The following is a 25,833-nucleotide window of genomic DNA, read 5'->3' as shown; positions in this document are numbered from 1 at the left end:
GCCCCGCGAGCGACCGCTCGCGGGGCCTTCCCCGTGCGTGGAGCGACCACGGGGGTCGGGGAAGGGGGTCAGCCGAACCGGCGTGCGGCCCGGCGCAGGTCGTACTCGTGGATGATCGCCTTGGCCTGGCCGTACGACAGCTCGTGTGCGCCGCGCAGCCAGCTCACCTTCTCCTCGAACCGGACGAGGGAGGGGCCTTCGTCAACGGTGCGGAGCCAGTCGGACACCTCACGACCGGTGGTCTGGGGGATTCTGTCGATCATGTTGCGGTGGGTCTGCTCGGAGAACTCTACGGACATGGGCGCCTCCGGAATGTTGCCGTGCTGTTCTCTTCACGCCACCGTGCCGGAGAGTTCGCCCGTTGGCAATGGTGCCCGGGCGGCGCGTAGGGTCGGCCGAGTGCTTGATACATCGCCTCTGAGCGTCGCCGTGGAACGTTTCGCCGACCGGCTGCGGGCCGCCCCGCAGAGCCGCCTCCAGCAGGGAGCGGCCGCCGTGGCGCTGGAGCTGGCCCGCGAGCTCTCCGTGCGGGCACAGCGGCTGGAGTCGCCCGGTGCGGCGCCGCGCGAGATGCCGGACGCGGGCATCTTCGTCGTCGGGGACCAGGTGGCGGTGGCCGGACTCGACCTCGCCCAGGCCCTGCGTGACGGATCGGGCACCCGGGGCAGCACGAAGGCCCCGTCCGAGATGCTGGACGAGGCCCTTCGACTGGTGGAGCAGGCGGAGATCAGAGCGACGCGATGACGCGGTCCGCGAGGATGTAGACGTTGCTGTCGGGGTCCTCGGAGTCGCCGCAGGAGAAGGTCAGGGCGTAGGCGCCGGAGATCCCCGAGCCGCCCAGCAGCACCGGTGCGGTGCCCGAGCGCAGCGCCTCGGCGAGCCGCTCGGCCGTCTCCCGGTGCCCCGGGGTCATGCACAGCGTCGTGCCGTCGGTGAAGACGTAGACGTCGAGCGTGCCCAGCGGGCCGGGACGGACGTCCGCGAGAGCCGTACGGGCCTCGGCGAGCTCCTCCAGGCGGTTCACGGTGCGCTCGTGGTCCGCGCCGGGGTGCGAGGCCTGGACCGGTACGAAGTCCGGGTGCGAGGGGTGGCGCCGGCGGGCGGCGGCCAGCTCTGCGGAGTCCTCCGGGTACCCGGGAAGCTCGTCCAGCGCCTCCTCACCCATGACCGGCTCCAGGCCGACCAGGTCGGCCTGCCGGGGCAGGAAGACCGGGCTGTCCTCGCCGAGCCCGGACAGCCCGCCCAGCAGCGAAGGCGCGTCGGCGGCGTCGCGGGCTTCCTGCGCGGCCCAGAAGGCGCGCGCCTCGGCCAGCTCGCGCTCGCGCTCCTCGGCCAGGGCTTCGGCCACGGCGGCTCGTATCTCCGCGGCGGGGGACTCGACGGCGTTGCGGGCGTGCGGGACGGTCGTGCCGCGGGCGTGGACCGGCACCGCCAGCTCACTGCGCAGGGCGGCGACCTGCTTGCGCAGACCGTGGACGGCGTGCAGAGCAGCAGCGCCCACGGCCGTGGCAGCGGCCGTGGTCAGCAGCAGGGCAAGAGACATGGCGCTCACTGACTAACTCCTGAGGTGATTCGATCCCCCGACTTCCTACATCAGAGTGTCCCGGCCTGGGAATGGCGTGCAGTGCATTACGTCACGAAATGGACAGGGCCTTCGTCACACCTTGCACCCCTGTGCAGGTTCTGACCTGCGTAAACGTCGATCCCCCAGGACATAGGTCACATCCTGGGGGAGATTCGGTCACAGGTAGGCCGCGAGCGGATTAGAAACGGCGTCAGTACGGGCCAAGGGCCCTTGCGGCGCCTGACCCCGTTCTTGATCCAGTAGTCGGAGCCCTACGTTCGGCTAAGGCCGGCCGCGGCCCTGACCCTGTACCCCGGCTCAGCTCAGCCGCTTCGGATTGTGGTCGCGCTGGGCTTCGCCACCGCTGCGGGCAGGTGCCGACCTCGTTCCTCGGCCGACCCCTACCCTCCGCTACGGCTCAGCTCAGCCGCTCGATGACCATCGCCATGCCCTGGCCGCCGCCCACGCACATCGTCTCCAGGCCGAACTGCTTGTCGTGGAACTGCAGGCTGTTGATCAGCGTGCCGGTCAGGCGGGCGCCGGTCATCCCGAAGGGGTGACCCACGGCGATGGCCCCGCCGTTGACGTTCAGCTTCTCAAGGGGGATCTCCAGATCCCGGTACGACGGGATGACCTGGGCCGCGAAGGCCTCGTTGATCTCGAAGAGGTCGATGTCGCCGACCGTCAGGCCGGCCCGCTTCAGGGCCTGCTTCGACGCCTCGACCGGGCCCAGGCCCATGATCTCGGGGGAGAGGCCGGTGACGCCGGTGGAGACGATCCGGGCCAGCGGGGTCAGACCCAGCTCGCGGGCCTTGGTGTCGCTCATGATGACCAGCGCGGCGGCGCCGTCGTTCAGCGGGCAGCAGTTGCCGGCCGTGACCAGGCCGTCGGGCCGGAAGACCGGCTTGAGGCCCTGCACGCCCTCCAGGGTCACACCGGCGCGCGGGCCGTCGTCGGTGGAGACCACCGTGCCGTCCGGGGTGGTCACCGGGGTGATCTCGCGTGCCCAGAAGCCGTTCTTGATGGCTTCCTCGGCCAGGTTCTGGGAGCGGACGCCGAACTCGTCCATGTCCTGGCGGGTCACGCCCTTGAGGCGGGCGAGGTTCTCCGCGGTCTGGCCCATGGAGATGTAGGCGTCGGGGACGAGGCCGTCCTCGCGGGGGTCGTGCCAGGACGAGCCCTCGCTCCCGGCGACGGCGGCCGTACGGGCCTCCGCGTCCGCGAAGAGCGGGTTGTGGGTGTCCGGCCAGGAGTCCGAGCTGCCCTTCGCGAAGCGCGACACCGTCTCCACGCCCGCGGAGATGAACACGTCGCCCTCGCCCGCCTTGATGGCGTGCAGGGCCATCCGCGAGGTCTGCAGGGAGGAGGAGCAGTACCGGGTGATGGTCGTGCCCGGGAGGAAGTCCATGCCCATCTGCACGGCCACGATGCGGGCCAGGTTGTTGCCCTGCTCGCCGCCCGGGAGGCCGCAGCCCAGCATCAGGTCGTCGATCGCGCGCGGGTCCAGCTCGGGGACCTTGGCGAGCGCGGCCTGGATGATCGTCGCGGTCAGGTCGTCCGGGCGGATGTCCTTGAGGGATCCCTTGACGGCGCGCCCGATGGGAGAGCGTGCGGTGGAAACGATGACGGCTTCGGGCATCGGGACTCCAAGGGGTGCGTCGTTGCGGGGACCGGATGCGAAGTTACCGCCCCGTATGGTCGAGGTCACCGGCCCGGGGGTGTGATGCCGGTCGCTCCGGCCGGCCTCCCCGGCCGGGGGCCGCCCCCCCCCAAGGGTGCGCCTCCCCGGCGTGAGCCGTGGGGAACCGCCCGGTTACGGGGCGAGCTCCGCCGTGTCCGGGGCGGCGGGGGCCGGATCCTCGCCCGGCACCCGCCGGCGCCGGCGGTGCTTGAGCAGGACCCAGGGACCGCGGGCCGCCGTGACCTCGGTACCCGCCTGGCCCGCGGCGGCCGACGCGGCCTTCGCCACCGGCAGCATGTCCTCGTCCCGCGACACGTCCAGCCGGTCCGACTCCGGCCACAGCCCGAGCGCGGCGCACAGCGTCGGCAGCACGGCCATCGCGGCCGTCGCGTAGCCCTCCGCCGACGGGTGATAGGAGTCCGGGCCGAACATCTCGCGCGGGTTCGCGGCGAACTCGGGGCCCAGCAGGTCCCCCATCGAGACCGTACGGGCGCCCAGCGCGACCACTCCTATGGTCTGCGCGGCGGCCAGTTGCCGGGACACCCGGCGCGCGAGCCAGCGCAGCGGCTGGTACACCGGCTCGATCGTGCCCAGGTCCGGGCAGGTTCCCACGACGACCTCGGAACCCGCCAGGCGCAGCCGGCGCACGGCCGACGTCAGCAGCCGCACCGATTGGGTCGGCGGCATCCGGCGGGTCACGTCGTTCGCGCCGATCATGATCACGCAAACGTCCGGTGGGGGTGCGTCCGGGTCCAGCAGCAGCCCCACCTGGCGGTCCAGGTCGTCCGACATGGCACCCGACAGGGCGACGTTGCGCAGCTCGACCGGCCGCTCCGCGACCGCCGCGAGCCCCGAGGCCAGCAGCGCCGCAGGAGTCTGCCGGGCCCGCCGGACCCCGAGCCCGGCGGCCGTGGAATCGCCCAGCATGCCCAGCCGCAGCGGGCCCGGGCTCTGCTCCGGGCCGCCGAACTCGCTCCCGTACAGTCCGTCCGCGCGCGGCGGGTCCGGGAGCCCGGATCCCACCGTGCGTTTGGCGAACTGCACCTCCGCCAGCACCAGCCCGACCGCGGCGGCCCCGACGAGTCCGAGGCCGCCTCCGCCGTACGCCGCCCCCGCCGCGATCCGGCGGGCTGTTCTCGCCCTGGACATCCCTCAGGCCACCTCCTCGCGTCTCATTGACCCCTACCTGCCCCGTACAAGCGGTCGGTCAATCCCTTTCCGCATACCCTGGCCGGACCTCCCGGAGAACCCGTGGAGTCCCCTCCTTGGAGAACATGGTGCAATTCCACGACTCGATGATCAGCCTCGTCGGCAACACCCCGCTGGTGAAGCTCAACCGTGTGACCGAAGGCCTGCAGGCCACCGTCCTTGCGAAGGTCGAGTACTTCAATCCCGGTGGATCCGTGAAGGACCGGATCGCCGTACGGATGATCGAGGCCGCCGAGCAGAGCGGAGCCCTCAAGCCCGGTGGCACCATCGTGGAGCCGACCAGCGGCAACACGGGGGTAGGACTCGCCATCGTGGCCCAGCAGAAGGGCTACAAGTGCATCTTCGTCTGCCCTGACAAGGTGTCCATGGACAAGATCAACGTGCTGCGCGCCTACGGCGCCGACGTGGTCGTCTGCCCGACCGCCGTCGATCCCGAGCACCCGGACTCGTACTACAACGTGTCCGACCGCCTCGTGCGCGAGACCCCCGGTGCCTGGAAGCCCGACCAGTACAGCAACCCGAACAACCCCCGTTCGCACTACGAGACCACCGGTCCGGAGCTGTGGGAGCAGACGGAGGGGAAGATCACCCACTTCGTCGCGGGCGTTGGCACGGGCGGCACGATCTCCGGCACCGGCAACTACCTCAAGGAGGTCAGCGGCGGGAAGGTCAAGGTCATCGGCGCCGACCCGGAGGGCTCGGTCTACTCCGGCGGCTCCGGCCGCCCCTACCTCGTCGAGGGTGTCGGCGAGGACTTCTGGCCGACCGCCTACGACCCGAACGTCACCGACGAGATCATCGCCGTGTCCGACAAGGACTCCTTCCAGATGACCCGCCGGCTGGCCAAGGAGGAGGGCCTCCTGGTCGGTGGCTCCTGCGGCATGGCCGTCGTGGCCGCGCTCAAGGTCGCCGAGGGCCTCGGCCCGGACGACGTGGTCGTCGTCCTGCTGCCGGACAGCGGCCGCGGCTACATGAGCAAGATCTTCAGCGACGAGTGGATGGCGGGACACGGCTTCCTGGAGGAGGCCGGGCCGGCCGCCCGCATCGGCGACGTGCTGGACGACAAGGAGGGCGGCATCCCCTCCCTCGTCCACATGCACCCCGAGGAGACCGTCGGCGAGGCCATCGAGGTCCTGCGCGAGTACGGCGTCTCCCAGATGCCGATCGTCAAGCCCGGCGCCGGCCACCCCGACGTGATGGCGGCCGAGGTCATCGGCTCCGTGGTCGAGAAGGAGCTGCTCGCGGCGCTGTTCGCACAGCGCGCCTCGCTCTCCGACCCGCTGGAGAAGCACATGAGCTCGCCGCTGCCGCAGGTCGGCTCGGGCGAGCCGGTGTCCGAGCTGATGGCGGTGCTCGGCGAGGCCGACGCGGCGATCGTGCTGGTCGAGGGCAAGCCCACCGGTGTGGTGAGCCGCCAGGACCTCCTCGCCTTCCTGGCGAAGACCTCGAAGTAGCCCGCGGCCCGCCCGGGGACGGGGCGAGGGGCCACGGCCCGCCGCCCGCCCCGGGCACCGGCGTTTTCCGGCCGTCGCGCAAACGGTACGGGCCGGACACGTGACAGCAGCACGGCCTTAACACGGCTCCGGCACAGTGGTGGTTGTCGGCAGGGAGCCCGGGAGACCGGACCAGGCCGGCATCACCGACGGTGTTCGCACACCCTCCGGAGCGGCTCCCGGACAGGCGAACACCACGGACGCGGACGGCCCTGACCCGGCCGTGTCCCGCGTGGGGACCGCCGTCGTCCCGCCCCTCGTCCGCGAGGGTGCGGCGGTCCCCACGCACCACCTCCCGCTCGTCCGGGCCCGGCCCGCTTCCGGGGACCCCTGTGCAGCCTCCCGACGCCGGCCGCGCTCGAAGGCCGCCCGTGCCCTGCGGTGTCCCGCACCCGCCCTCATCGCCCCGAACGCCCCGGCGTACGCCCTCTGCGCAGGTGCGCGCCTCGTGTGCGGCGGAGGCCGCGTCCCGGACGGGGCGGTCAGTCCGCCTCGACGGGCCGGGCGCGCCGCAGGTGCGCGGCATGGACGAAGTTCACCCCCACGATGCCGGCCCAGGCCACCACCAGCCCCTTGAAGCCCGCCTGCGTGGCGCCGATGGCCGACAGCGGGATCGCCAGCACCAGCGTGATGATCGCGAAGCCGAAGCGCTCGCCGAAGTTGCCCTCCACCGGGCCGCCGTACGGGCTCGCGCCGCGGGCCGCGGCCAGGCGTTCCTCGGCGAGCCGGCGCCTGACCTGGGTGTCGACCTTCTCGACGAAGGAGTCCACCAGTGCGGCCTCGTATTCCGGTCCCAGCTCCCGCCGGGCCTTCACGGTCGCGTCGAGTTGCTTCTTCAGCTCTTGGGCGTGGGTGTCCATGCCCTCACCGTAGGAAGGGCCGCCTGCCCCGGCACTGGGGCTGGCCCCCGTATCCGCATCGCGGGCACCGGCTTGCCCCGCTGCATAACCGCATGCAGAGTGCTCCGTGACTGAATAAATCACCGGGACGGAGGGGGACGGTATGAGCGACAGCCCGGCGGCGCGGCTCCAGGCGCTGTTCGAGGGGCACCGGCTGACGCCGACCCAGCGGCGGATCGCGCACTGCATGGTGCGCGGGGCGGCGGAGGTCCCGTTCCTGTCGAGCGTCGAGCTCGCCGAGCTGGCCGGGGTGAGCCAGCCCTCGGTGACCCGGTTCGCCGTGGCGCTCGGCTTCGACGGCTACCCGGCGCTGCGCAGGCACCTGCGCGAGGTGGCTCCGGCCGAGCGGGCCGCCGCGCCCGGCGAGGACTCCTCCAACGAGTACCAGCAGGCCGTGCTGGGCGAGATCGAGAACCTGCGGCAGCTCGCCGAGATGCTCGCCGACCCCGCGCCGGTCGAGCAGGCGGGGCGGCTGCTCGCGGCCTCGACCCCGCTGCCGGTGCTCGGTCTGCGGGCGGCCTCCTCGCAGGCGCGCGGGTTCGCGTACTTCGCCGCCAAGGTGCATCCGGACGTACGCCTCCTCGACGAGGGCGGCTCGATGATGGAGGACCGCATCGACGCGGCCCTCTACGAGGGCGCCACGGCCCTGCTGTGCTTCGCGCTGCCCCGCCACCCGCGGGAGGTCGTGGACACGCTGGAACGCGCACGGAAGGCCGGCCTGACCGTGGTGACGGTCGCGGACTCGGCCTTCGCCCCGGTGGCCCGCCACTCCGACCTCCTGATCCCCGCCCCGGTCGGCACCGGCCTGGCCTTCGACACGGCGTGCGCGCCGATGCTGCTGGGCCGGGTGCTGCTGGAGGCGATGGCGGACGCCCTGCCCGACGCCCAGGCCCGGCTGGAGGCCTTCGACGCCCGGGCCGCGGCCCGGGGGCTGTTCGTGGAGTGAGCCTCAGCGGTAGTCGAGCTCGGCCAGCTCGGTGGCGAGGCGCACGCGCAGCGCCGGGATGCGGGCGAGCAGGGGCAGCAGGGTGTTGCGCACGGCGCGCAGCGCCCCGTTCCGGGTGGTCGCGACGCGGGTCATCCGGTCGGTGAGGGCCACCACGCGCAGGGCCACGGGGCGGCGCGCGGCCTCGTAGCCGTCGAGGTCGCCGCCGGCCAGGGCGCGGCCGAGGGCGTGGCCGTCCTGGATGCCGGTGTTCATGCCCTGCCCGCCGGCCGGGCTGTGCACGTGGGCGGCGTCCCCGGCGAGGAGCAGGCGCCCGGCGCGGTAGCGGTCGGCGACGCGGTGGTGGATCCGGAACCGGGAGGACCAGACGAGTTCGCGGACGGCCGCCCCGTCGGGGACGCGTTCCTCCAGCAGGCCCCGGACGAAGGCGAGGTCCGGCTCGGCGGGGGCCTCGGCGACGGTGGCGACGATCCGGTAGCGCCCGCAGGTCCCGGAGGTCTCCCCGGGCAGCGGGGCGATCACCATGAGGCCCGCCGCGCCGAAGACGAGCGAGACCTCCCGCGGGCCCGGAGCCCAGTCCATGACCACGTCGGCGAGGACGAAGGACTCCCCGTACGCGCTGCCCTCGAAGGCGATGCCCGCGGCCGCGCGGACCGCGCTGTGCATCCCGTCGGCGCCGACGACGTGCGCGGCGCGCAGGGTCTCGCCGGTGGCGGTGGTCAGGGTGGCCCCGTCCGCGTCCTGGGTGACGCCGGTCACCTCGTACGGGCGGTGGACGTCGCCGCCGAGCGCCCGCAGGCGGCGCAGGAGGACGGCCTCGGTCTCGTACTGGGGAACCATCAGCGCGTAGGGGTGGGCCGTGGGGAGGCGGTCGAAGTCGACGGCCGCGAGCGGGCGGGCGCCGTCGCGGATCCGGAACCGGGAGACGGGCAGGCCGCGGCCGACGAGGTCGGCGGTCAGCGCCCCGCTCGGGTCGAGCTCGTCGAGGACCTCCAGGGTGCGGGCGTGGACGACCGCGGCCCGGGAGGTGTTGGCACCCTCGCCCTGCCGGTCGAGGAGCACGAAGTCGACGCCGGCCTCGGCCAAAGTCACGGCGAGGGCGAGGCCGGTGGGGCCGGCGCCGACGACGGCGACTTCGGTGCGGGCGGGGAGCGGGAGTGCGGCGGTGCTGGTCATGAAGGCCTCCTCCGGCATGCCAACGTTTGTTGGCCAACGGCTGTTGACATCAGGATGCGCCTGCCCCGCTCACATGTCAACGGTTGTTGGCACACGCTTGTTGGCCTACGGTTGTTGACATGACAGAGCGACGCTCATCCGACCGGACCCGGGGTGTGATCCTGCGCGCCGCGCGCGAGCGGTTCGCCGCCCAGGGGTACGAGCGCACGACCATCCGGGCGGTGGCCTCGGACGCCGGGATCGACCCGTCGATGGTCATGCGGTACTTCGGCAGCAAGGAGCAGCTCTTCGGCGCCGCCCTGGCGGTGGACCTGCGCCTGCCTGATCTGGGCGCCGTGCCGGCCGGGGAACTTCCCGCCGTCCTCGTGCGCCACTTCGTGCAGCGGTGGGAGGGCGACCCGGCCGACGACGCCCTGCTGGTGCTGCTGCGTTCGGCGGTCACCAACGAGCAGGCCGCGGACCGGATGCGGGAGATCTTCGCGGCGCAGGTCGCTCCGGCGCTGGCGGCGGCCCTCGGCCCCGAACGGGCGGCCCGCGTCGCCGGACTGGTCGCCGGCCAGCTGCTGGGCCTGGCCCTGACCCGCTACCTGCTGCGGCTGCCCGCGGTCACCGCGCTGAGCCCGGACGACCTGGTCGCGGGCCTGGCCCCGGCGCTGGCGGCCGTCCTGGCCGGGTGAGGCGGGGCGGGGGCCCGCGCCCGTCCGCGACGGCGGCCCGCTGCAGCAGTGCGCCGCGCAGACGGCGGCCCGCTACAGCAGCGCGTCACGCAGGGCGCCGCCCGCCTCCGCCACGATGTCCGCGGCGGACTGCGCCGGCCTGGCGAGGCTGAAGCGGACCCGGCCCCGCGGGGTCACCGTGAAGCCGTGGACCGCCGGGCGCGGCAGGCTGTTGTAGCCGTAGTGGGCCGTGAAGAAGTACGCGCCAGTGTCGGGGATGCCGATCAGGTCGCCGGGGGCGAGCGGCGGCAGCTCGCGGGCCGCGGCGAGCAGGTCCCCCGCGAAGCAGGCCGGGCCGGCGACGTCCTGCGCCACCGGGCCGCCGGCCTTCGGGGCCCCCTTCGCGTCGTACGGCAGGATCCGCACCGGCCAGGTCGCCGGGGCGTAGGCGGTGCGGGTCGCCAGCTGGACGCCAGCGTGGGTGAGCGCGATCGGCCGGGAGCCGCTGCTCTTGGTGTACTCCACCCGGGCCAGCACCAGGCCGTGTTTGGCCAGCAGGGACCGGCCGAACTCGGTGACCAGACCGTACGACCCGTCGAAGAGCGCCGGTACCGCCTCGCGCAGGACGGCCACGTACCGGGCGTAGGTCGGGGTCACCTCGTCGGAGGCGAAGTTGACCGGGAGCCCGCCGCCGATGTCGAGGGTGTCGATCCGGCGCCGCCCGGCCGCCGCGTTGATCTCCTCGGCCAGCACGTGCAGGTCCCGCACGCCCTGCGCGATCAGCTCCAGTGGGACGCCCTGCGAGCCCGAGTGGATGTGCAGGCGGGTCAGCCACGGCCGGTCCAGGAAGGCCCGTACGAGCCACTCGCGCGCCCCGGGATCGCGCAGGGCGACGCCGAACTTCGAGGTCGACGTCGCCGTCGACAGCGCGGCGACGGCGCCCGCGCCGGTCTGCGGGTTGATCCGGACGCCGATCGGTGACGTCGTGGGCGCCGCGGCGACGAGGGCGTCGAGGCGTTCCAGCTCCTGGCCGTTGTCGGCGTTGACGGCGATGCCCAGTGCCAGTGCCTCGCGCAGCTCGGCCGTGGTCTTGGCGGGGGAGTCCAGGACGGTGCGGGCGGCGGGGACCCCGGCGGCTCGGGCCAGTGCCAGCTCGCCGGGGCTGGCGACCTCGCAGCCGAGCCCGGCGTCGGCGAGCAGCCGCAGCACCGGGACGAGCGGGGCGGCCTTCACCGCGAAGGCGTGCAGGACGGCCGTACCGGGTGCCAGGGCATCCGCGAAGGCGTGGGTCAGGGCGGCGGCCGAGGCCCTGATCCGGTCGGTGTCCAGCAGGCAGACCAGGGGCTCCGAGGAGTCGGCGCCGCCCACCAGCCCCTGCTCGACGGCGGCCCGTACGACCAGATCCCGGCGCTCGGCGGCGCCCTCGCCCTCCGTGTCTGCGGCCATGTCAGCCATCCCATCATCCGGCGTGGCCGACCGCAGCTGTTGACTGAATCTATTCAGAGAGCGAGTATGTGAATGAAATCAACCACATCGGAGGAGGCACCCGCCATGTCAGGACCCCGCCCCGTACGCGCCGCGCGCGGCACCGAGCTCAGCGCCCTGGGATGGCAGCAGGAGGCCGCGCTGCGGATGCTCCAGAACAACCTCGACCCCGAGGTCGCCGAGCACCCCGACAAGCTGGTCGTCTACGGCGGCACCGGCAAGGCGGCCCGCGACTGGCGCTCCTACGACGCCATGGTCCGCACCCTGCGGACCCTCAAGCAGGACGAGACGATGCTCGTCCAGTCCGGCCGCCCGGTCGGCGTCATGCAGACCCACGAGTGGGCGCCGCGCGTCCTGCTCGCCAACTCCAACCTGGTCGGCGACTGGGCCAACTGGGAGGAGTTCCGCCGCCTGGAGCACCTCGGCCTGACCATGTACGGCCAGATGACCGCCGGCTCGTGGATCTACATCGGCACCCAGGGCATCCTCCAGGGCACCTACGAGACCTTCGCAGCCGTCGCGGCCAAGAAGTTCGGCGGCACCCTCGCCGGTACGATCACCCTCACCGCCGGCCTCGGCGGCATGGGCGGCGCCCAGCCGCTGGCCGTCACGATGAACGACGGCGTCGCCATCTGCATCGACGTCGACCCGCGCGCCATCGAGCGCCGCATCGAGCACCGCTACCTGGACGTCAAGGCCGACGACCTGCGCCACGCCCTCCAGCTGGCCGTCGAGGCCCGCGACGCCCGCAAGCCGCTCTCCATCGGCCTGCTCGGCAACGCCGCCGAACTGCTCCCGCAGATGCTCGCCGAGGGCGCCCCGATCGACATCGTGACGGACCAGACCTCCGCTCACGACCCGCTGTCCTACCTGCCCGTCGGCGTCGACTTCGACGACATGGCCTCCGCCGCGGCCAAGGACCCGGCCGGCTTCACCACCCGGGCCCGCGCGTCCATGGCCAAGCACGTCGAGGCCATGGTCGGCTTCATGGACGCCGGCGCCGAGGTCTTCGACTACGGCAACTCCATCCGCGGCGAGGCCCAGCTGGCCGGCTACGACCGCGCCTTCGCCTTCCCCGGCTTCGTCCCGGCCTACATCCGCCCGCTGTTCTGCGAGGGCAAGGGTCCCTTCCGCTGGGCCGCCCTGTCCGGCGAGGCCTCCGACATCCACAAGACCGACAAGGCGATGCTCGAACTCTTCCCCGAGAACGAGTCCCTGCACCGCTGGATCAAGATGGCCGGCGAGCGCGTCCACTTCCAGGGCCTGCCCGCGCGCATCTGCTGGCTCGGCTACGGCGAACGCGACAAGGCGGGCGAGCGCTTCAACGAGATGGTCGCCGACGGCACGCTCGCCGCGCCCCTCGCGATCGGCCGCGACCACCTCGACTGCGGCTCGGTGGCCTCCCCGTACCGCGAGACCGAGGCCATGCTCGACGGCTCCGACGCCATCGCCGACTGGCCGCTGCTCAACGCCATGGTCAACGTCGCCTCCGGCGCCTCCTGGGTCTCCATCCACCACGGCGGCGGCGTCGGCATGGGCCGCTCCATCCACGCGGGCCAGGTGACGGTCGCCGACGGCACCGCGCTGGCCGGCGAGAAGATCCGCCGCGTCCTCACCAACGACCCGGGCATGGGCGTCATCCGCCACGTCGACGCCGGCTACGACATCGCCGAGACGGTCGCCGACGAGCGCGGGGTCCGCGTCCCGATGCGCGAGGGCGACGACGCGTGACCAGCGTTTCCTTCCACCAGATGTGGGCCGACCTCGCGCCCGTCGGCCGCAGCGCCGACACCGGCGGCTACCGCCGCTACGCCTGGAGCGGGGCCGACGCCGACTGTCGGACCTGGTTCCAGGAGCAGGCCGAGGCGCGCGGACTCGCCTACGAGACCGACCGCAACGGAAACCAGTGGGCCTGGCTCGGCGACCCCCTCGCCGGGGACGCCGTGGTCACCGGCTCACACCTGGACTCCGTCCCCGACGGCGGGGCCTTCGACGGCCCCCTCGGCGTGGTCTCCTCCTTCGCGGCCCTGGACGAACTCCGCAGGAGGGGCGCGGAGTTCTCCAGGCCGCTGGCCATCACCAACTTCGGCGACGAGGAGGGCGCCCGCTTCGGGCTCGCCTGCGTCGGCTCCCGGCTCACCGCCGGCCAGCTGACCAAGGAGAAGGCCCACGAGCTGCGCGACGCCGACGGCGTCAGCCTGCCGCAGGCCATGGAGGCCGCCGGGTACGACCCCGAGGCGATCGGTGCCGACCCCGAACGGCTCGGCCGGATCGGCGCGTTCGTCGAGCTGCACGTCGAACAGGGCCGCGCCCTGGACCTGTCCGGGGACCGGGTGGGCATCGCCTCGGCGATCTGGCCGCACGGCCGCTGGCGGTTCGACTTCCGCGGCGAGGCGAACCACGCCGGCACCACCCGCCTGGTGGACCGGCGCGACCCGATGCTGACGTACGCGGCGACCGTCCTGGCTGCCCGTACGGAGGCGGCCCTCGCCGGTGCCGTGGCCACCTTCGGGAAGATCTCCGTCGAACCCAACGGGGTCAACGCCATTCCGTCGCTGGTGCGCGGCTGGCTCGACTCCCGCGCCGCCGACCAGGCCACCCTCGACACGGTCGTCACCGCCATCGAGAAGGCCGCCCGCGAGCGCGCCGACCAGGATGGCGTCGACCTCGGGATCGTCCGGGAGTCCTTCACCCCGGTCGTCGAGTTCGAGCACGCCCTGCGCGACGAGATGAACCGGATCCTGGGCGGGTCCGTCCCCGTCCTGGGCACCGGGGCGGGACACGACGCCGGAATCCTCTCCGCCGCGGTCCCGACCGCCATGCTGTTCGTGCGCAACCCGACCGGCGTCTCCCACTCCCCGCGGGAGTTCGCCGCAGAGGACGACTGCGTGGCCGGTGTCCTCGCCCTCGCCGACGTACTGGAGGGCCTGGCATGCCGCTGACGACGTACTGGCTGGAGCACGCCTGGCTCGGCACCCGCCCCCGGCCGACACCGGGAGGCACCCCCGTCGAGCAGGGCGTCGCCCTGGAGGTCACCGAGGACGGGCGGATCGGCGCCCTGCGCACCGGGGTCGCCAGCCCGCCGCCCGGCGCGGAGCCGCTGCGCGGCCTGACGGTCCCGGGCCTGGCCAACGCGCACAGCCACGCCTTCCACCGGGCCCTGCGCGGCGTCGTCCAGATCGGCTCCGGCACCTTCTGGACCTGGCGCGAGCTCATGTACGAGGTCGCCCAGAACCTCACCCCCGACAGCTACTTCGCGCTCGCCCGCGCCGCGTACGCCGAGATGGCGCTGGCCGGCATCACCCATGTCGGCGAGTTCCACTACGTCCACCACGCGCCCGGCGGCACCCCGTACACCGACCCCAACGCCATGGGCGAGGCCCTGATCGAGGCCGCCGCCGCGGCGGGCATCCGCATCACCCTCCTCGACACCGCCTACCTCTCGTCCGGGTTCGGCGAGGCCCCCAACGCCCACCAGCGGCGCTTCTCGGACGGCACCGCCGACGCCTGGGCCGCACGCGTCTCGGCCCTCAAGCCCCGCGGTCACGCCCGGATCGGCGCGGCCGTCCACTCGGTGCGGGCCGTACCCGCGGACCAGCTGGCCACCGTCGCCCACTGGGCCGCGGAGCGGCAGGCCCCGCTGCACGTGCACCTCTCCGAGCAGACCGCCGAGAACGAGGCCTGCCAAGCCGCGCACGGCCGCACCCCGAGCCAACTGCTGGCCGACCACGGGGTGCTCGGCCCGCGCACCACCGGCGTCCACAACACCCACCTCACGGACGCGGACATCGCCCTGCTCGGCGCCACCGGCACCGGCACCTGCATGTGCCCCACCACCGAACGCGACCTCGCCGACGGCATCGGCCCGGCCACCCGGCTCCAGCGGGCGGGCAGCCCGCTCTCCCTGGGCAGCGACAGCCACGCCGTGATCGACCTGCTCGAAGAGGCCCGTGCGATGGAGCTGAACGAGCGCCTGCGCAGCCGCACCCGGGGCCACTGGACGGCCGACGCGCTGCTCACCGCCGCCACCGGCGACGGGCACGCGGCGCTGGGGCTGCCCGACGCGGGCCGCCTGGAGGCGGGCGCGCTCGCGGACTTCACCACGATCGCGCTGGACTCCGTCCGCACCGCCGGCCCGCCGCCGCGGTTCGGCGCCGAGACGGCGGTCTTCGCCGCCACCGCCGCGGACGTCCGCCACACGGTGGTCGGCGGCCGCCACGTCGTCCGCGACGGCCACCACACCCTGGTCGAGGACGTACCGTCCGCCCTGTCCGAAGCGATCGCGGCCCTCCGCGCCTGACCCGGCCCGCCCCCGCCCCTTCCCCGCTTCCCGGGGCTCCGGAAGGAGCGGCGCGGGGGCGGGCGAGTTCTGAGAGGAACCCAGTGACCACCACGGCCATCACCCACATCGCCGCCCTCGTCACCAACGACCCGTCCGTCGGCGACGGCAGCCCCCTCGGCCTGATCGAGAACGCCGCCCTCGTCATCGACGGTGACACGGTCGCCTGGGTCGGTCCCGCGGACAAGGCTCCGGCCGCCGACACCGCGTACGACGCGCAGGGCCGCGCCGTCATCCCCGGCTTCGTCGACAGCCACAGCCACCTCGTCTTCGCCGGGGACCGCACGCAGGAGTTCAACGCCCGGATGTCCGGCCGCGCCTACTCCGCCGGAGGCATCCGCACCACCGTCGCCGCGACCCGCGCCGCCTCCGACGCCGCGCTGGAGGCCAACCTCGTCCGCCACCTCGACGAGGCCCGCCGCCAGGGCACCACCACCTTCGAGACCAAGTCCGGCTACGGCCTCACCGTCGCCGACGAGGCCCGCGCCCTGCGCATCGCCGCCGCGCACACCGACGAGGTCACCTACCTCGGCGCGCACATCGTCTCCCCGGACTACGCCGACGACCCCGCCGGCTACGTCGACCTCGTCACCGGCGAGATGCTGGCGGCCTGCGCCCCCTACGCGCGCTGGGTCGACGTCTTCTGCGAGAAGGGCGCCTTCGACGGCGAACAGGCCCGCGCGATCCTCACCGCGGGCGCCGCCGCCGGGCTCATCCCGCGCGTCCACGCCAACCAGCTCTCCCACGGGCCCGGCGTGCAGCTCGCCGTCGAGCTGCGGGCCGCGTCCGCCGACCACTGCACCCACCTCACCGACGCCGACGTCGACGCCCTCGCCCAGGCGGCGGACACCACGGTCGCCACCCTGCTGCCCGGCGCCGAGTTCTCCACCCGCGCCCAGTGGCCCGACGCCCGCCGCCTGATCGACGCGGGTGCGACCGTCGCCCTGTCCACGGACTGCAACCCCGGCTCCTCCTACACGAGTTCCATGCCCTTCTGCATCGCGCTCGCCGTCCGCGACATGCGGATGACCCCCGACGAGGCCCTGTGGTCGGCGACCGCCGGCGGCGCCCGCGCGCTGCGCCGTGCGGACATCGGCGTCCTGACCCCGGGGGCCCTTGCCGACCTGGCCCTGCTGGACGCCCCCAGCCACGTCCACCTGGCCTACCGGCCGGGCGTGCCGCTGGTTTCCGAGGTGTGGCACCGGGGCGTCCGCGCCTCCTGACGCACGGCCGATCCGGGCCTGTCCTTTGTCTTCCCTCCGCAAGGCCCCCGGCGTACCTTGAGCCACCGATCTGATGTGCCGTCAGGTATTTGTGGCCCGAGGGGAAGACGAAGGTGTCCGACCGCAAACGCTCCACCGCGCTCGCGCTGGCCTCCGCGCTGGCCGGATCGGCGGTGCTGTTCGCCGCCCCCACCGCCCACGCCGCGGTCGTCGACGTGGCCTACGACTGCAAGACCCCGATCGGGGACAAGTCGGCGGTGTCGCCCATCGCCATCAAGGCCGTCAAGGCGGGCGACGGCTACACACTGACGATGTCCTTCCAGAAGGGCGTCTCGTCCAGCCCCATCGAGCTGGGCAAGGGCGCCATGAGCCCCAGCGCCGTCATCGTCGTCGGCGGGGCCGAGAAGGCCTCCGTACCGGTCGCCGGGCCGTCCAACCCCGAGGCCGTACCGCCCGACACCCCCATCAAGATCACCGACCTCTCGGGCACCTACACGCCGGGGAAGACCGGCAGGGTCACCTTCACCGCAGGCGTGCTCACCATCAAGGCGATGGGCACCACGACCACCTGCACCCCCGGCAACCACCCCGGGCCCTCCCTCGAACTGGACGTCACCGCCCCGGGCGGGGCCGGCACGCCGTCCGGCGGCGACTCCCCGCCCGACACCCTCCCGCAGACCGGACCGACCGATTCGGCCCTCGCCCTCGGCACCCTCGGCGGCACCGTGATGCTCACCGGCGCGGCCGGAGTGCTCTGGCTGACCCGGCGCGGCCGGCGGGCCCGGTCCTGAACGGGGCACCCCGGCCATGCCCGTACCGCACACCCCCCGGACCGTCCGCCGCCTCCTGGCCCTGCTCGCGGCGGCCGCACTGCACACGGTCCCCGCCGTGCCCGCGGCCGCCGACGCACCGGGCTGGACCGCCGAACCCGCCGCCGGAGCGGCCGCGGCCCGGCCCGGCGGCGCCCGCCCGTACTTCTACCTGGAGGGCGCCCCCGCCACCGTGCTGGAGGACCGCCTCGCCCTGACCAACACCACCGACCGGGAACACACCGTCACCCTGCGCGGATCCGACGCCGTCGACGGCGTCCCCGCGGTGCCCCCGGCCGCTCCCGCCCCCGGTGCGGGCGGCGCCGGGTCCTGGTTCAGCTTCGGCGCCGGGGCCACCGTGACGATCCCGCCCCGCACCCGCGCGGTGGTCCCGTTCACCGTCACCGTGCCGCCCACGGCACCGCCCGGCGACCACCCCGCCGCCGTGATCGCCGCCGAAGCGGGCCGGGAGGCGGGCGTACGGGTCCACCTGCGGGTCTCCGGCCCCACCCTGGCGGCCCTCACCGTCGAGGACGTCGCCATACGGGGCCGGGGCACGGCCGCGGTCGTCGCCTACACCCTGGTCAACCGCGGCAACGTGGCCCTCGTCCCCGAGCTGTACCTCCGCGCCGAGGGCGCCTTCGGCGAGCTTCCGGGCCGCGGGCCGCGCCCCGTGCCGGTCGAACTGCCGCCCGGCCGGAGGGTCGAATTGACCGAGCCCTGGCCCGGCGCCCCGGTCTTCGACCGGGTGCGCGTCACCGTCACCGCCACCGCCCCGGGCGGTGCCGCGTCCACCGCGTCCGCGTCGGCCTGGTGCGTGCCCTGGCGGGCCGCCGGCCGGACCGGTCTCGGCCTGCTCGGCCTCGGCGGGACCGCGCTGGTCACGCTGACCCTCGTACGCGGCCGGCGGCGCCTGCGACGGGGGCCGGCGGACGGCGGGGCCGACGGCGCCGGTGGCGGACCCGGAGGGAAGCCCGGAGCGGCGACCCCCGCACCGGAACACGAACTGACGGGAGCCTCCAGGTGAGCGCCATGGTCGGCGGCACAGCACGGGGCAGGGCCGGCGGCACCACCCGGTCCCTGCTCGCGGCGCTCGCGGCATGCATCCTCGTACTCCTTCCCGCCGCCCCCTCCGCCGCGGACGGGGCAGAACCCACCGCCGCGCTCTCCCTCCAGGAGGCCGCCCGGGGCAGCGAGATCACCGTGACCGGCACCGGCTGGCGGGCCAAGACCCTCGTGATGCTGCTGGTCTGCGGGCAGAACATGATCGGCGGCACCAACAGCTGCGCCAACGCCGACGGGGCGGCCGTCTCCGTCGCCGAGGACGGGCACTTCGCGGCCCGGCTGCCCGTGGCACCCCCGCCGAAGCCCTGCCCGTGCGTCGTCAACGTCACCTCCGTCAACGGGGACGGGGCCACGGTCGCCGTCCCCCTGAAGATCACCGGCCATCCGGTGGCCGACCTGCCGGCCGCATCCGGCACGGGCCGCCTCGCCCTGCTCACCGGGGTCCGGCTGGAGGGCGAGGACGGCGTCCTGACCTGGTTCGGAGCCCCACCCGCCCGGAAGTTCAAGGTCACCGTCGGCAACCTCGGCACGGCCCCCGTCAAGGACCCCGTCTTCCAGCTCGGCACCGCCCACGGCGTGTTCGCACCGCTGTGGGAGGAGGCCCGCTGGAAGGGGACCGTCCCGCCCGGCGGCACGGCGGAGGTCGCGCTCGACGTCGTCCTGCCCGCGGGGGCCCACGGCGACTACACAGTCTCCCTCAAGTACGGCGAGACCGTCATGGCCACCCAGCCCTGGGGCGTGGCCCGCCCCTACGGGGTCGTGCTCTTCTGGGGCCTGCTCCTCGTGGTGGTCCCGGCCGCCCTCTTCCGCATCGGCATGGCCGTCGTCGACAGGGTCCGGCCGCACACCGCGGGCGGCGCCGCACACCGCCGGGGCGCACGACGGGCCGGGGCCGCGGCCGCGGTGACGGCCCGGCTTCCCCGGCTCCCGCGTCCGCGCCCGGCCGGGCCGGCCCGTAGCGGGCGGCCGGAGCAGCCCTCCGCGACCTCCACGGCGGTCCTGCCGTGGTTCACCCCGGACAACGCGCCGGAGACGCCACCCCAGACGTCCGCACCGTCTGAGAACCGTTCGACGACGAAGGGACCATCGTGAAGAACCGACGGAGGGCGACCGCGGCCCTGGTCGCGCTGCTGCTCGGCGGCGCGGGCCTCGCCATCACGGCTCCAACCGCCCAGGCCGCCGAGGCCACGTTCAAGGTCAGGTGCGTGCCGCCGGCCGGCGGCGGCTCCCCGGTGGAGGGCGAGACCACCGCGAAGATCACCGCACCGGCCGCGGCCAAGGTCGGCGACGAGGTCGACGTGTCCTGGGAGACGCTCAAGCCGGCCTCGAACAACACCGACCTGATGGACATCCCGAAGGACTCCGTCCAGCCCACCGGCTGGATCACCGTGGGCGGCGGTGGCGGGGAGCTGAAGGTCGTCGGGGAGAAGAAGAACCCGCCGATCCCGAAGAAGGCCCCCATGCAGATGTCCACGATGAAGGGCAAGCTCAAGCTCACCAAGGCCGGCCGGATCACCCTGACGCCCGGCAGGTACGACGTCGCCGTCACCTTCTCCTTCGGCACCTTCGTCACCAAGTGCGCGCCGGTCGGCGAGGTCGCCGGCGGAGCGGCCATCGACGTGTCGGGCGACTCCAGCGCGGGCACGACCACCGGCGGCACCACCACCGCCGGCGGAACGGCGAACGGCGGCACCACCGGCGGCACCACGTCGGGCGGCTCCACCGGCGGCACCACGTCGGGCGGCACCACGTCGGGCGGCTCCACCACCGGCGGCTCCACCGCCTCGGGCGGCAGCGGCGGCGGAGGCGGTCAGAGCGACTTCCCGGGCACGGCGGTCGAGGTGACCTTCGACTGCGGGGCGGTCGTCCCGGGCGGGATCAAGACCCCCGTCACGATCAACGCCAGGAAGAACGGCGGCAGCTACGGCCTCACCGTCAAGACCGCCAAGGGCGCGATGGCGGCGCCCATGGCCCTGCCCGCGGGCGCCCTCAAGCCCTCGATGGACGTCAGGCTCGGCGGGGCGGACAGCGGCACGGTCAAGGTCTCCGGCCCGGCCAACGCCGAGCCGATCCCGGACAAGGCCCCGGTCAGCCTCAGCGACATGACCGGCACCTACACACCCGGCGGGTCCGGCAGGGTGACGCTCAGCCCGGACCGGCTGACCATCGACGTCACGATGGCCCCCGGCTCCACGCCCATCAACGTCCCCTGCCGGGCGACGAGCAGCGGCGTCTCGCTGGAACTGGACACCACCGCCCAGCCGGGCGGCTCCGGCTCCGCGACCGGCACCACCGGCAGCACCGCCTCGGGCGGCCTGGCCGAGACCGGCGCGCGGGACGGCGGCGGCGTCAAGGCCCTCGCGCTGGTCGCCGGCACGGTGATCCTGCTCGGCGGCGCGGTGTTCACCTTCACCCCGTGGCGCCGCCTGCGCGGCACCCGCTGACACGGGAACGGCCCGGCACACCTTCCGGTGTGCCGGGCCGTCGTCCCGCCGGAGCGGGACGGGTCAGTTCATGCCGCCCATCAGCATGTTGACCTTCTTGCGGTACATGAAGATCGCGACACCGGCGAGGACGGCGGCGAACGCCTGGAAGAGGATCACGCCGACACCGTTCAGCTGGACGTCGGCCAGGCTGAGCAGACCGGTGACGCAGTCACCGGCGGTGACCGCCAGGAACCAGACGCCCATCATCTGGGAGCCGTACTTCTGCGGCGCCATCTTCGTGGTGACCGACAGGCCGACCGGGGAGAGGCACAGCTCGGCGAGCGTGTGCATCAGGAAGATCAGCACCAGCCACCACATGGTGACCTTGGTGTCGTTGCCGGCGGTCTGGCTCAGCGGGATGGCGAAGACGAAGAACGAGGCACCGACGATGATCAGGGCCGTGGAGAACTTCGCGATGGTGCTGGGCTCGCGGTTGCGGCGGGCCAGCGCCACCCACACGGCGGCGAAGACCGGGGCCAGGGCCACCACGAAGAGCGGGTTCAGCGACTGGAAGATCGTGGTCGGGACCTCCCAGCCGAACAGGCTGCGCTCGGAGTTCTTGTCACCGAACAGCGAGAGGGTCGAACCGCCCTGGTCGTAGATCATCCAGAAGACGGCGGCGGCCACGAAGAACCAGATGTAGGCGCTCATCCGGGTCTGCTCGCCGGGGCTGAGGTCCTTGTCCCGCTTGATGCGGGCCAGGACGGCGACCGGGATGACCAGACCGGCGATGGTGATCGGGTACAGCGCCCACTTGATGGTGAACATGTCCGCCGCGACCACGGCGCCGTAGAAGACGGCGACGACGGCGAGGACGGCCAGGGCCTTGGTGATCACGGCCTTGCGCTCGGCCGGGCTCAGCGGGTTCGGGACGATGCTGCTCTTCGGGCTCAGGGTGCGGCCGGCCAGCAGGAAGACGGCCAGGCCGATGCCCATGCCGACGGCGGCGAGCGCGAAGCCGAGGTGCCAGTTCACCGTCTCGCCGACGATGCCGATGCCGACCGGGGCGAGGAGGGCACCCACGTTGATGCCGATGTAGAAGATCGTGAAGCCGCTGTCGCGACGTGGGTCGTCCGCGTCCTTGTACAGGTGGCCGACCATCGTGGAGATGTTGGCCTTCAGCAGACCGGAGCCGACCGCGACCAGCAGCAGACCGACGAAGAACGCCAGCTGGCCGGGGACGGCGAGCGCCACGTGGCCTGCCATGATGACGAAGCTGGCGATGGCGACCGTCTTGCGGGCGCCCCAGACGCGGTCACCGAACCAGCCGCCGGGCATGGCCATCAGGTAGACCATGGCCACGTACACGGAGTAGATCGCCGTGGCCGTCGCCGCGGTGAAGCCGAGGCCGCCGCCCTGGCTGCCGGTCGCGGCGTCGACGCCGCCGGAGACCAGGTACAGAACGAGAAGCGCACGCATGCCGTAGTAGGAGAAGCGCTCCCACATCTCGGTCATGAACAGCGTGGCCAGGCCGATCGGGTGGCCGAGGACGGTCTTCTCGTGAGCGGGGCTCGGTGAGGCCGTCGTCAGGCTGGAAGCCATGGTCGATCCTTGCTTGCTCGGGACGCTTCGGCTTCGTGAGCCCATCCGCGCCCGGTGGGGGGTGGCCGGCACCGGCGGACGGAGTCCCGCCCCACGCCCCGGGGGGTCTCGCCCCCCGTCGAACAGGGGGTGAGGGGAATCCGCTACCGGGATCCACGCCCACCCGCGCACCATCACGCGAGGGGCCCGGCCAACAGGTCATTCACGTCGAGTCCGGCCGGTTCGGTCCCTCTGGGGGGCCGCCCGTCCGGTTCAGGACAGAAACAGAGACCCATGTGCTGCTTTTCGGCACAAAGGTCCCTGAGGTATTGCATCAGGCGTCTCGCCACCATACGACACGACACTGCGGCATATGAAAGGACTTGAGAGATGGATCACAAGGTGAGTCGGGAACCGTTCGGCCATATTCGAAGGCGTTCAGCAGCTCATAAGACCAGATCGGAAGGGGCGTGCACGCAGGCCTCTCGACCAGGTCGCCTCGGACTACCATCACCCACATGACGCGTGTACTGCTCGCCGAGGACGACGCATCCATCTCGGAGCCCCTGGCCCGCGCCCTGCGCCGGGAGGGGTACGAGGTCGAGGTCCGGGAGGACGGCCCCACCGCCCTGGACGCGGGACTTCAGGGAGGAGTCGACCTCGTCGTCCTGGACCTGGGCCTGCCGGGCATGGACGGACTCGAAGTCGCCCGCAGACTGCGCGCCGAAGGCCACGGCTTCCCGATCCTGGTCCTCACCGCCCGGGCGGACGAGGTCGACACGGTCGTCGGCCTCGACGCGGGCGCCGACGACTACGTGACCAAGCCCTTCCGCCTGGCCGAGCTCCTGGCCCGGGTCCGGGCCCTGCTCCGGCGCGGCGCCACCGAGGCCGCCCAGCCCCCCGCCACCCACGGCGTACGGATCGACGTCGAGTCGCACCGTGCCTGGATGGGCGAGGAGGAGCTCCAGCTCACTGCCAAGGAGTTCGACCTGCTGCGCGTCCTGGTGCGCGACGCCGGCCGCGTCGTTACCCGGGACCAGCTCATGCGGGAGGTCTGGGACACCACCTGGTGGTCCTCCACCAAGACCCTCGATATGCACATCTCCTGGCTGCGCAAGAAGCTGGGCGACGACGCCGCCAACCCGCGCTACATCGCCACCGTCCGCGGCGTCGGCTTCCGCTTCGAGAAGAGCTGACCCCCGGGGCCTTCCTCCCGGATCCGGCCGGGCCCGCGTGCTCCGCCGCGCCCGCTCACCGCGTCGTCCCCCTCCTCCGCCTGACGACCGGGCGCACCGGACCCCGCCCCCCGATCCGGCCTGATCCGGAAGAAAGGCCCCAGCCCATGCGCCGCCGCCTCATCCAGTCCACGCTCGCCGTGGTGCTCGTGGTGATCGCCGTCTTCGGGGTCTCCCTCGTCATTGTGGAGACCCGGACCATCACCAGCAGCGCCCAGGACCGGGTCGAGGCCGAGGCGCTGCGCCTGGTGGGCATCGTCGAGGCGAACGTCCTTGAGAAGAAGCCCAACGACCCCTCCACCCTCGCCGAGCAGCTCGACGCCGGCCACTTCGCGCGCATCACGATCCCCGGGCAGCCGGCCCTGGAAGTGGGCGTGCCGATCCCCGACAGCGTCGTGCGCGGCACCGCGCGCGGCGAACAGGGCGAGATCGTCGTCGTGGAGGAGGCCCGCGCCACCGTGACGAGGGAGGTCGTACGGACCCTGGCCGTCGTCGGCGCGGTGGCCCTGCTGGCCGTCGTGGCGGCCGTACTGCTCGCCGTACGGCAGGCGAACCGGCTGGCCTCCCCGCTCACCGACCTCGCCGAGACCGCGGAGCGGCTCGGCTCGGGCGACCCGCGGCCCCGGCACAAGCGTTACGGGGTACCCGAGCTCGACCGGGTCGCGGACGTGCTGGACTCCAGCGCCGAACGGATCGGCCGGATGCTCACCGCCGAGCGACGCCTCGCGGCCGACGCCTCCCACCAGCTGCGCACCCCGCTCACGGCGCTGTCGATGCGACTGGAGGAGATCACGGTCACCGACGACCTGGAGACCGTACGGGAAGAGGCCACGATCGCCCTGACCCAGGTCGAGCGGCTCACCGACGTGGTGCAGCGGCTGCTCACGAACTCGCGGGACCCGCGCACGGGCTCCGCGGTCCCCTTCGACCTCGACGAGGTCGTCAAACAGCAGGTGGAGGAGTGGCGGCCGGCCTACCGCAGCGCGGGACGGGCCATCGTGCGCTCCGGGAAGCAGGGCGTACGGGCCGTCGGCACCCCCGGCGCGGTCTCCCAGGTCCTGGCCACCCTCGTGGAGAACGCCCTGATGCACGGCGGCGGCACCGTCGCCCTGCGCACCAGGGTGATCGGCAACCAGGCGGTGCTGGAGGTCACGGACGAGGGCCCGGGTGTCCCGCCCGACCTCGGGAACCGCATCTTCGAGCGGGCCATCAGCGGCCGGAACTCCACCGGGATCGGCCTCGCGGTCGCCCGGGACCTCGCCGAGGCCGACGGCGGGCGCCTGGAGCTGCTCCAAACGCAGCCCCCGGTGTTCGCGCTGTTCCTCAGCCGTACGGCCCCGCCGCCCGCCGAGCGCGAGAAGACGGTGCGCTAGACCAGGACGGCTAGTTGTTCGCGGGCTCCGGCAGCGGCTCGGACCTGCGCTCCGGCCGGGGCAGCGGCGCCGGTGCCGCTTCGGCGGCGGGCGGGGGGACGGGCGGCAGGGCCTTGAAGACCCAGGTCCGGTACGACCAGAAGCGGAAGACGGTGGCCGTACCGATCCCGATGAACTTGAAGACGTTGCTGGCGAGCGGGCCGTCCCAGCCGAAGCCGTAGGTGGCGGTGTAGAGCACGCCGTTCTCGATGACCAGGCCGAGCGCGCTGAAGCCGGCGAAGAGCGCCATTTCGCGGGTGCGGCCGCGCTGGGCGCGGTCCCGGTAGGCGAAGTAGCGGAAGCCGAGGTAGTTCGTGGCGATGGCCACGGTGGTGGCTATCACGCTCGCGCGGACCACCTGGAGGTCGGTGGTGCTGCGGATCAGGTTGAAGACACCCAGGTTGACCAGGACCCCCAGTCCGCCGACCGCCCCGAACTTGGCCACCTCGCGCACGAGGCCCCGTACGCGTGCGAGGACCGATCCGCGCTGCGTGGTCATCAGTAGGCCAGTCCTGTCGGTCACCGCCCCCTCACGGGGCGTCCGGTCTCCGTCAACCCACCCATGCTAAGTCTCCTCCCCGCGCTCCGTCTGTGCCTTCCCGCACCGTGCGACGCACGGCACATCGGGGGCGAT

General features: G+C 73.3%; 23 protein-coding genes. 14 read left to right on the top strand and 9 right to left on the bottom strand.

Annotated features, from left to right (window positions below; translation table 11 throughout):
* Positions 1 to 68 precede the first annotated feature (68 nt).
* Positions 69 to 299 (bottom strand): DUF4287 domain-containing protein, encoded by a 231-nt coding sequence (locus tag ACFW2G_RS22985; protein WP_030716449.1) that lies wholly within the window; start codon positions 297 to 299, stop codon positions 69 to 71.
* A gap of 100 nt (positions 300 to 399) precedes the next feature.
* Here ACFW2G_RS22985 and ACFW2G_RS22980 point away from each other — a divergent pair, with 100 nt between their 5' ends.
* Entirely contained in the window at positions 400 to 744 is a 345-nt protein-coding gene (locus ACFW2G_RS22980; protein WP_037925267.1) for a hypothetical protein, read from the top strand.
* On the opposite strand, the gene ACFW2G_RS22975 is transcribed toward ACFW2G_RS22980, so the two are convergent.
* The 3 genes from ACFW2G_RS22975 to ACFW2G_RS22965 form a co-directional block, all read right to left on the bottom strand.
* Complete coding sequence (locus tag ACFW2G_RS22975) at positions 728 to 1,543, bottom strand: hypothetical protein (protein WP_063890629.1); 816 nt, start codon at positions 1,541 to 1,543, stop codon at positions 728 to 730. The genes ACFW2G_RS22980 and ACFW2G_RS22975 overlap by 17 nt on opposite strands.
* 439 nt (positions 1,544 to 1,982) lie before the next feature.
* On the bottom strand, positions 1,983 to 3,203 hold the full coding sequence (locus tag ACFW2G_RS22970; protein WP_384447977.1) for an acetyl-CoA C-acetyltransferase: 1,221 nt from the start codon (positions 3,201 to 3,203) through the stop codon (positions 1,983 to 1,985).
* A 174-nt stretch (positions 3,204 to 3,377) separates the two neighbouring features.
* Positions 3,378 to 4,394 (bottom strand): SGNH/GDSL hydrolase family protein, encoded by a 1,017-nt coding sequence (locus ACFW2G_RS22965; RefSeq protein ID WP_037925274.1) that lies wholly within the window; start codon positions 4,392 to 4,394, stop codon positions 3,378 to 3,380.
* A 128-nt stretch (positions 4,395 to 4,522) separates the two neighbouring features.
* Here ACFW2G_RS22965 and ACFW2G_RS22960 point away from each other — a divergent pair, with 128 nt between their 5' ends.
* Positions 4,523 to 5,908 carry a cystathionine beta-synthase gene (locus tag ACFW2G_RS22960; protein ID WP_384448055.1) on the top strand — a complete coding sequence of 462 codons (1,386 nt, stop codon included), beginning with the start codon at positions 4,523 to 4,525 and terminating at the stop codon, positions 5,906 to 5,908.
* A 521-nt stretch (positions 5,909 to 6,429) separates the two neighbouring features.
* Here ACFW2G_RS22960 and ACFW2G_RS22955 read toward each other — a convergent pair.
* Positions 6,430 to 6,807, bottom strand: a complete 378-nt coding sequence (locus ACFW2G_RS22955) for a hypothetical protein (RefSeq protein WP_384447974.1) — start codon at positions 6,805 to 6,807, stop codon at positions 6,430 to 6,432.
* Between the two features lie 142 nt (positions 6,808 to 6,949).
* Between ACFW2G_RS22955 and ACFW2G_RS22950 the strand changes: the two genes are divergently transcribed.
* Complete coding sequence (locus tag ACFW2G_RS22950) at positions 6,950 to 7,792, top strand: MurR/RpiR family transcriptional regulator (protein ID WP_384582484.1); 843 nt, start codon at positions 6,950 to 6,952, stop codon at positions 7,790 to 7,792.
* A 3-nt stretch (positions 7,793 to 7,795) separates the two neighbouring features.
* Here the strand turns inward: ACFW2G_RS22950 and ACFW2G_RS22945 are convergent, their stop codons facing one another.
* Positions 7,796 to 8,968, bottom strand: coding sequence for an FAD-dependent oxidoreductase (locus tag ACFW2G_RS22945; protein WP_384447970.1), 1,173 nt, complete (start codon positions 8,966 to 8,968; stop codon positions 7,796 to 7,798).
* Between the two features lie 119 nt (positions 8,969 to 9,087).
* On the opposite strand from ACFW2G_RS22945, the gene ACFW2G_RS22940 reads away from it, so the two are divergent.
* Complete coding sequence (locus ACFW2G_RS22940; RefSeq protein ID WP_037925280.1) at positions 9,088 to 9,645, top strand: TetR family transcriptional regulator; 558 nt, start codon at positions 9,088 to 9,090, stop codon at positions 9,643 to 9,645.
* Between the two features lie 72 nt (positions 9,646 to 9,717).
* Here ACFW2G_RS22940 and ACFW2G_RS22935 read toward each other — a convergent pair whose 3' ends face one another.
* Positions 9,718 to 11,070 (bottom strand): diaminopimelate decarboxylase, encoded by a 1,353-nt coding sequence (locus ACFW2G_RS22935; RefSeq protein WP_037925557.1) that lies wholly within the window; start codon positions 11,068 to 11,070, stop codon positions 9,718 to 9,720.
* A 105-nt stretch (positions 11,071 to 11,175) separates the two neighbouring features.
* Here ACFW2G_RS22935 and hutU point away from each other — a divergent pair, with 105 nt between their 5' ends.
* The 8 genes from hutU (at position 11,176) to ACFW2G_RS22895 (ending at position 20,989) form a co-directional block, all read left to right on the top strand.
* The gene (hutU, locus tag ACFW2G_RS22930; protein WP_037925282.1) at positions 11,176 to 12,840 is read left to right on the top strand and encodes a urocanate hydratase; all 1,665 of its coding nucleotides are present in this window, start codon (positions 11,176 to 11,178) and stop codon (positions 12,838 to 12,840) included.
* A gap of 20 nt (positions 12,841 to 12,860) precedes the next feature.
* Positions 12,861 to 14,051, top strand: a complete 1,191-nt coding sequence (locus ACFW2G_RS22925) for an allantoate amidohydrolase (protein WP_037925559.1) — start codon at positions 12,861 to 12,863, stop codon at positions 14,049 to 14,051.
* Positions 14,042 to 15,409 carry a formimidoylglutamate deiminase gene (locus ACFW2G_RS22920; protein ID WP_384582482.1) on the top strand — a complete coding sequence of 456 codons (1,368 nt, stop codon included), beginning with the start codon at positions 14,042 to 14,044 and terminating at the stop codon, positions 15,407 to 15,409. The genes ACFW2G_RS22925 and ACFW2G_RS22920 overlap by 10 nt, the downstream gene beginning before the upstream one ends.
* Before the next feature lie 83 nt (positions 15,410 to 15,492).
* A complete protein-coding gene (gene hutI, locus ACFW2G_RS22915; protein ID WP_384582480.1) occupies positions 15,493 to 16,671 on the top strand; it encodes an imidazolonepropionase in 1,179 nt (392 codons plus the stop codon).
* Positions 16,672 to 16,784: 113 nt separating this feature from the next.
* Positions 16,785 to 17,462 carry an LPXTG cell wall anchor domain-containing protein gene (locus tag ACFW2G_RS22910; RefSeq protein WP_384447963.1) on the top strand — a complete coding sequence of 226 codons (678 nt, stop codon included), beginning with the start codon at positions 16,785 to 16,787 and terminating at the stop codon, positions 17,460 to 17,462.
* 16 nt (positions 17,463 to 17,478) lie between these two features.
* Complete coding sequence (locus ACFW2G_RS22905) at positions 17,479 to 18,507, top strand: hypothetical protein (RefSeq protein WP_384447960.1); 1,029 nt, start codon at positions 17,479 to 17,481, stop codon at positions 18,505 to 18,507.
* 5 nt (positions 18,508 to 18,512) lie between these two features.
* Positions 18,513 to 19,637, top strand: a complete 1,125-nt coding sequence (locus ACFW2G_RS22900; protein WP_384582509.1) for a hypothetical protein — start codon at positions 18,513 to 18,515, stop codon at positions 19,635 to 19,637.
* On the top strand, positions 19,634 to 20,989 hold the full coding sequence (locus ACFW2G_RS22895) for a hypothetical protein (RefSeq protein ID WP_384582478.1): 1,356 nt from the start codon (positions 19,634 to 19,636) through the stop codon (positions 20,987 to 20,989). The genes ACFW2G_RS22900 and ACFW2G_RS22895 overlap by 4 nt, the downstream gene beginning before the upstream one ends.
* Positions 20,990 to 21,052: 63 nt before the next feature.
* Here the strand turns inward: ACFW2G_RS22895 and ACFW2G_RS22890 are convergent, their stop codons facing one another.
* Entirely contained in the window at positions 21,053 to 22,573 is a 1,521-nt protein-coding gene (locus ACFW2G_RS22890; protein ID WP_037925292.1) for a peptide MFS transporter, read from the bottom strand.
* 497 nt (positions 22,574 to 23,070) lie between these two features.
* Here ACFW2G_RS22890 and ACFW2G_RS22885 point away from each other — a divergent pair, with 497 nt between their 5' ends.
* Complete coding sequence (locus ACFW2G_RS22885) at positions 23,071 to 23,748, top strand: response regulator transcription factor (protein ID WP_030961403.1); 678 nt, start codon at positions 23,071 to 23,073, stop codon at positions 23,746 to 23,748.
* Positions 23,749 to 23,894: 146 nt separating this feature from the next.
* Complete coding sequence (locus ACFW2G_RS22880) at positions 23,895 to 25,160, top strand: ATP-binding protein (protein ID WP_384447953.1); 1,266 nt, start codon at positions 23,895 to 23,897, stop codon at positions 25,158 to 25,160.
* Positions 25,161 to 25,170: 10 nt separating this feature from the next.
* Here ACFW2G_RS22880 and ACFW2G_RS22875 read toward each other — a convergent pair whose 3' ends face one another.
* Positions 25,171 to 25,698 carry a GtrA family protein gene (locus tag ACFW2G_RS22875; protein ID WP_052031125.1) on the bottom strand — a complete coding sequence of 176 codons (528 nt, stop codon included), beginning with the start codon at positions 25,696 to 25,698 and terminating at the stop codon, positions 25,171 to 25,173.
* Between the last annotated feature and the right edge of the window lie 135 nt (positions 25,699 to 25,833).

It is taken from the genome of Streptomyces sp. NPDC058880, assembly GCF_042742535.1.
GTDB lineage: Bacteria > Actinomycetota > Actinomycetes > Streptomycetales > Streptomycetaceae > Streptomyces.
The sequence above is the reverse complement of the archived record's forward strand: the minus strand, read 5'-3'. Positions and strand labels throughout refer to the sequence as shown.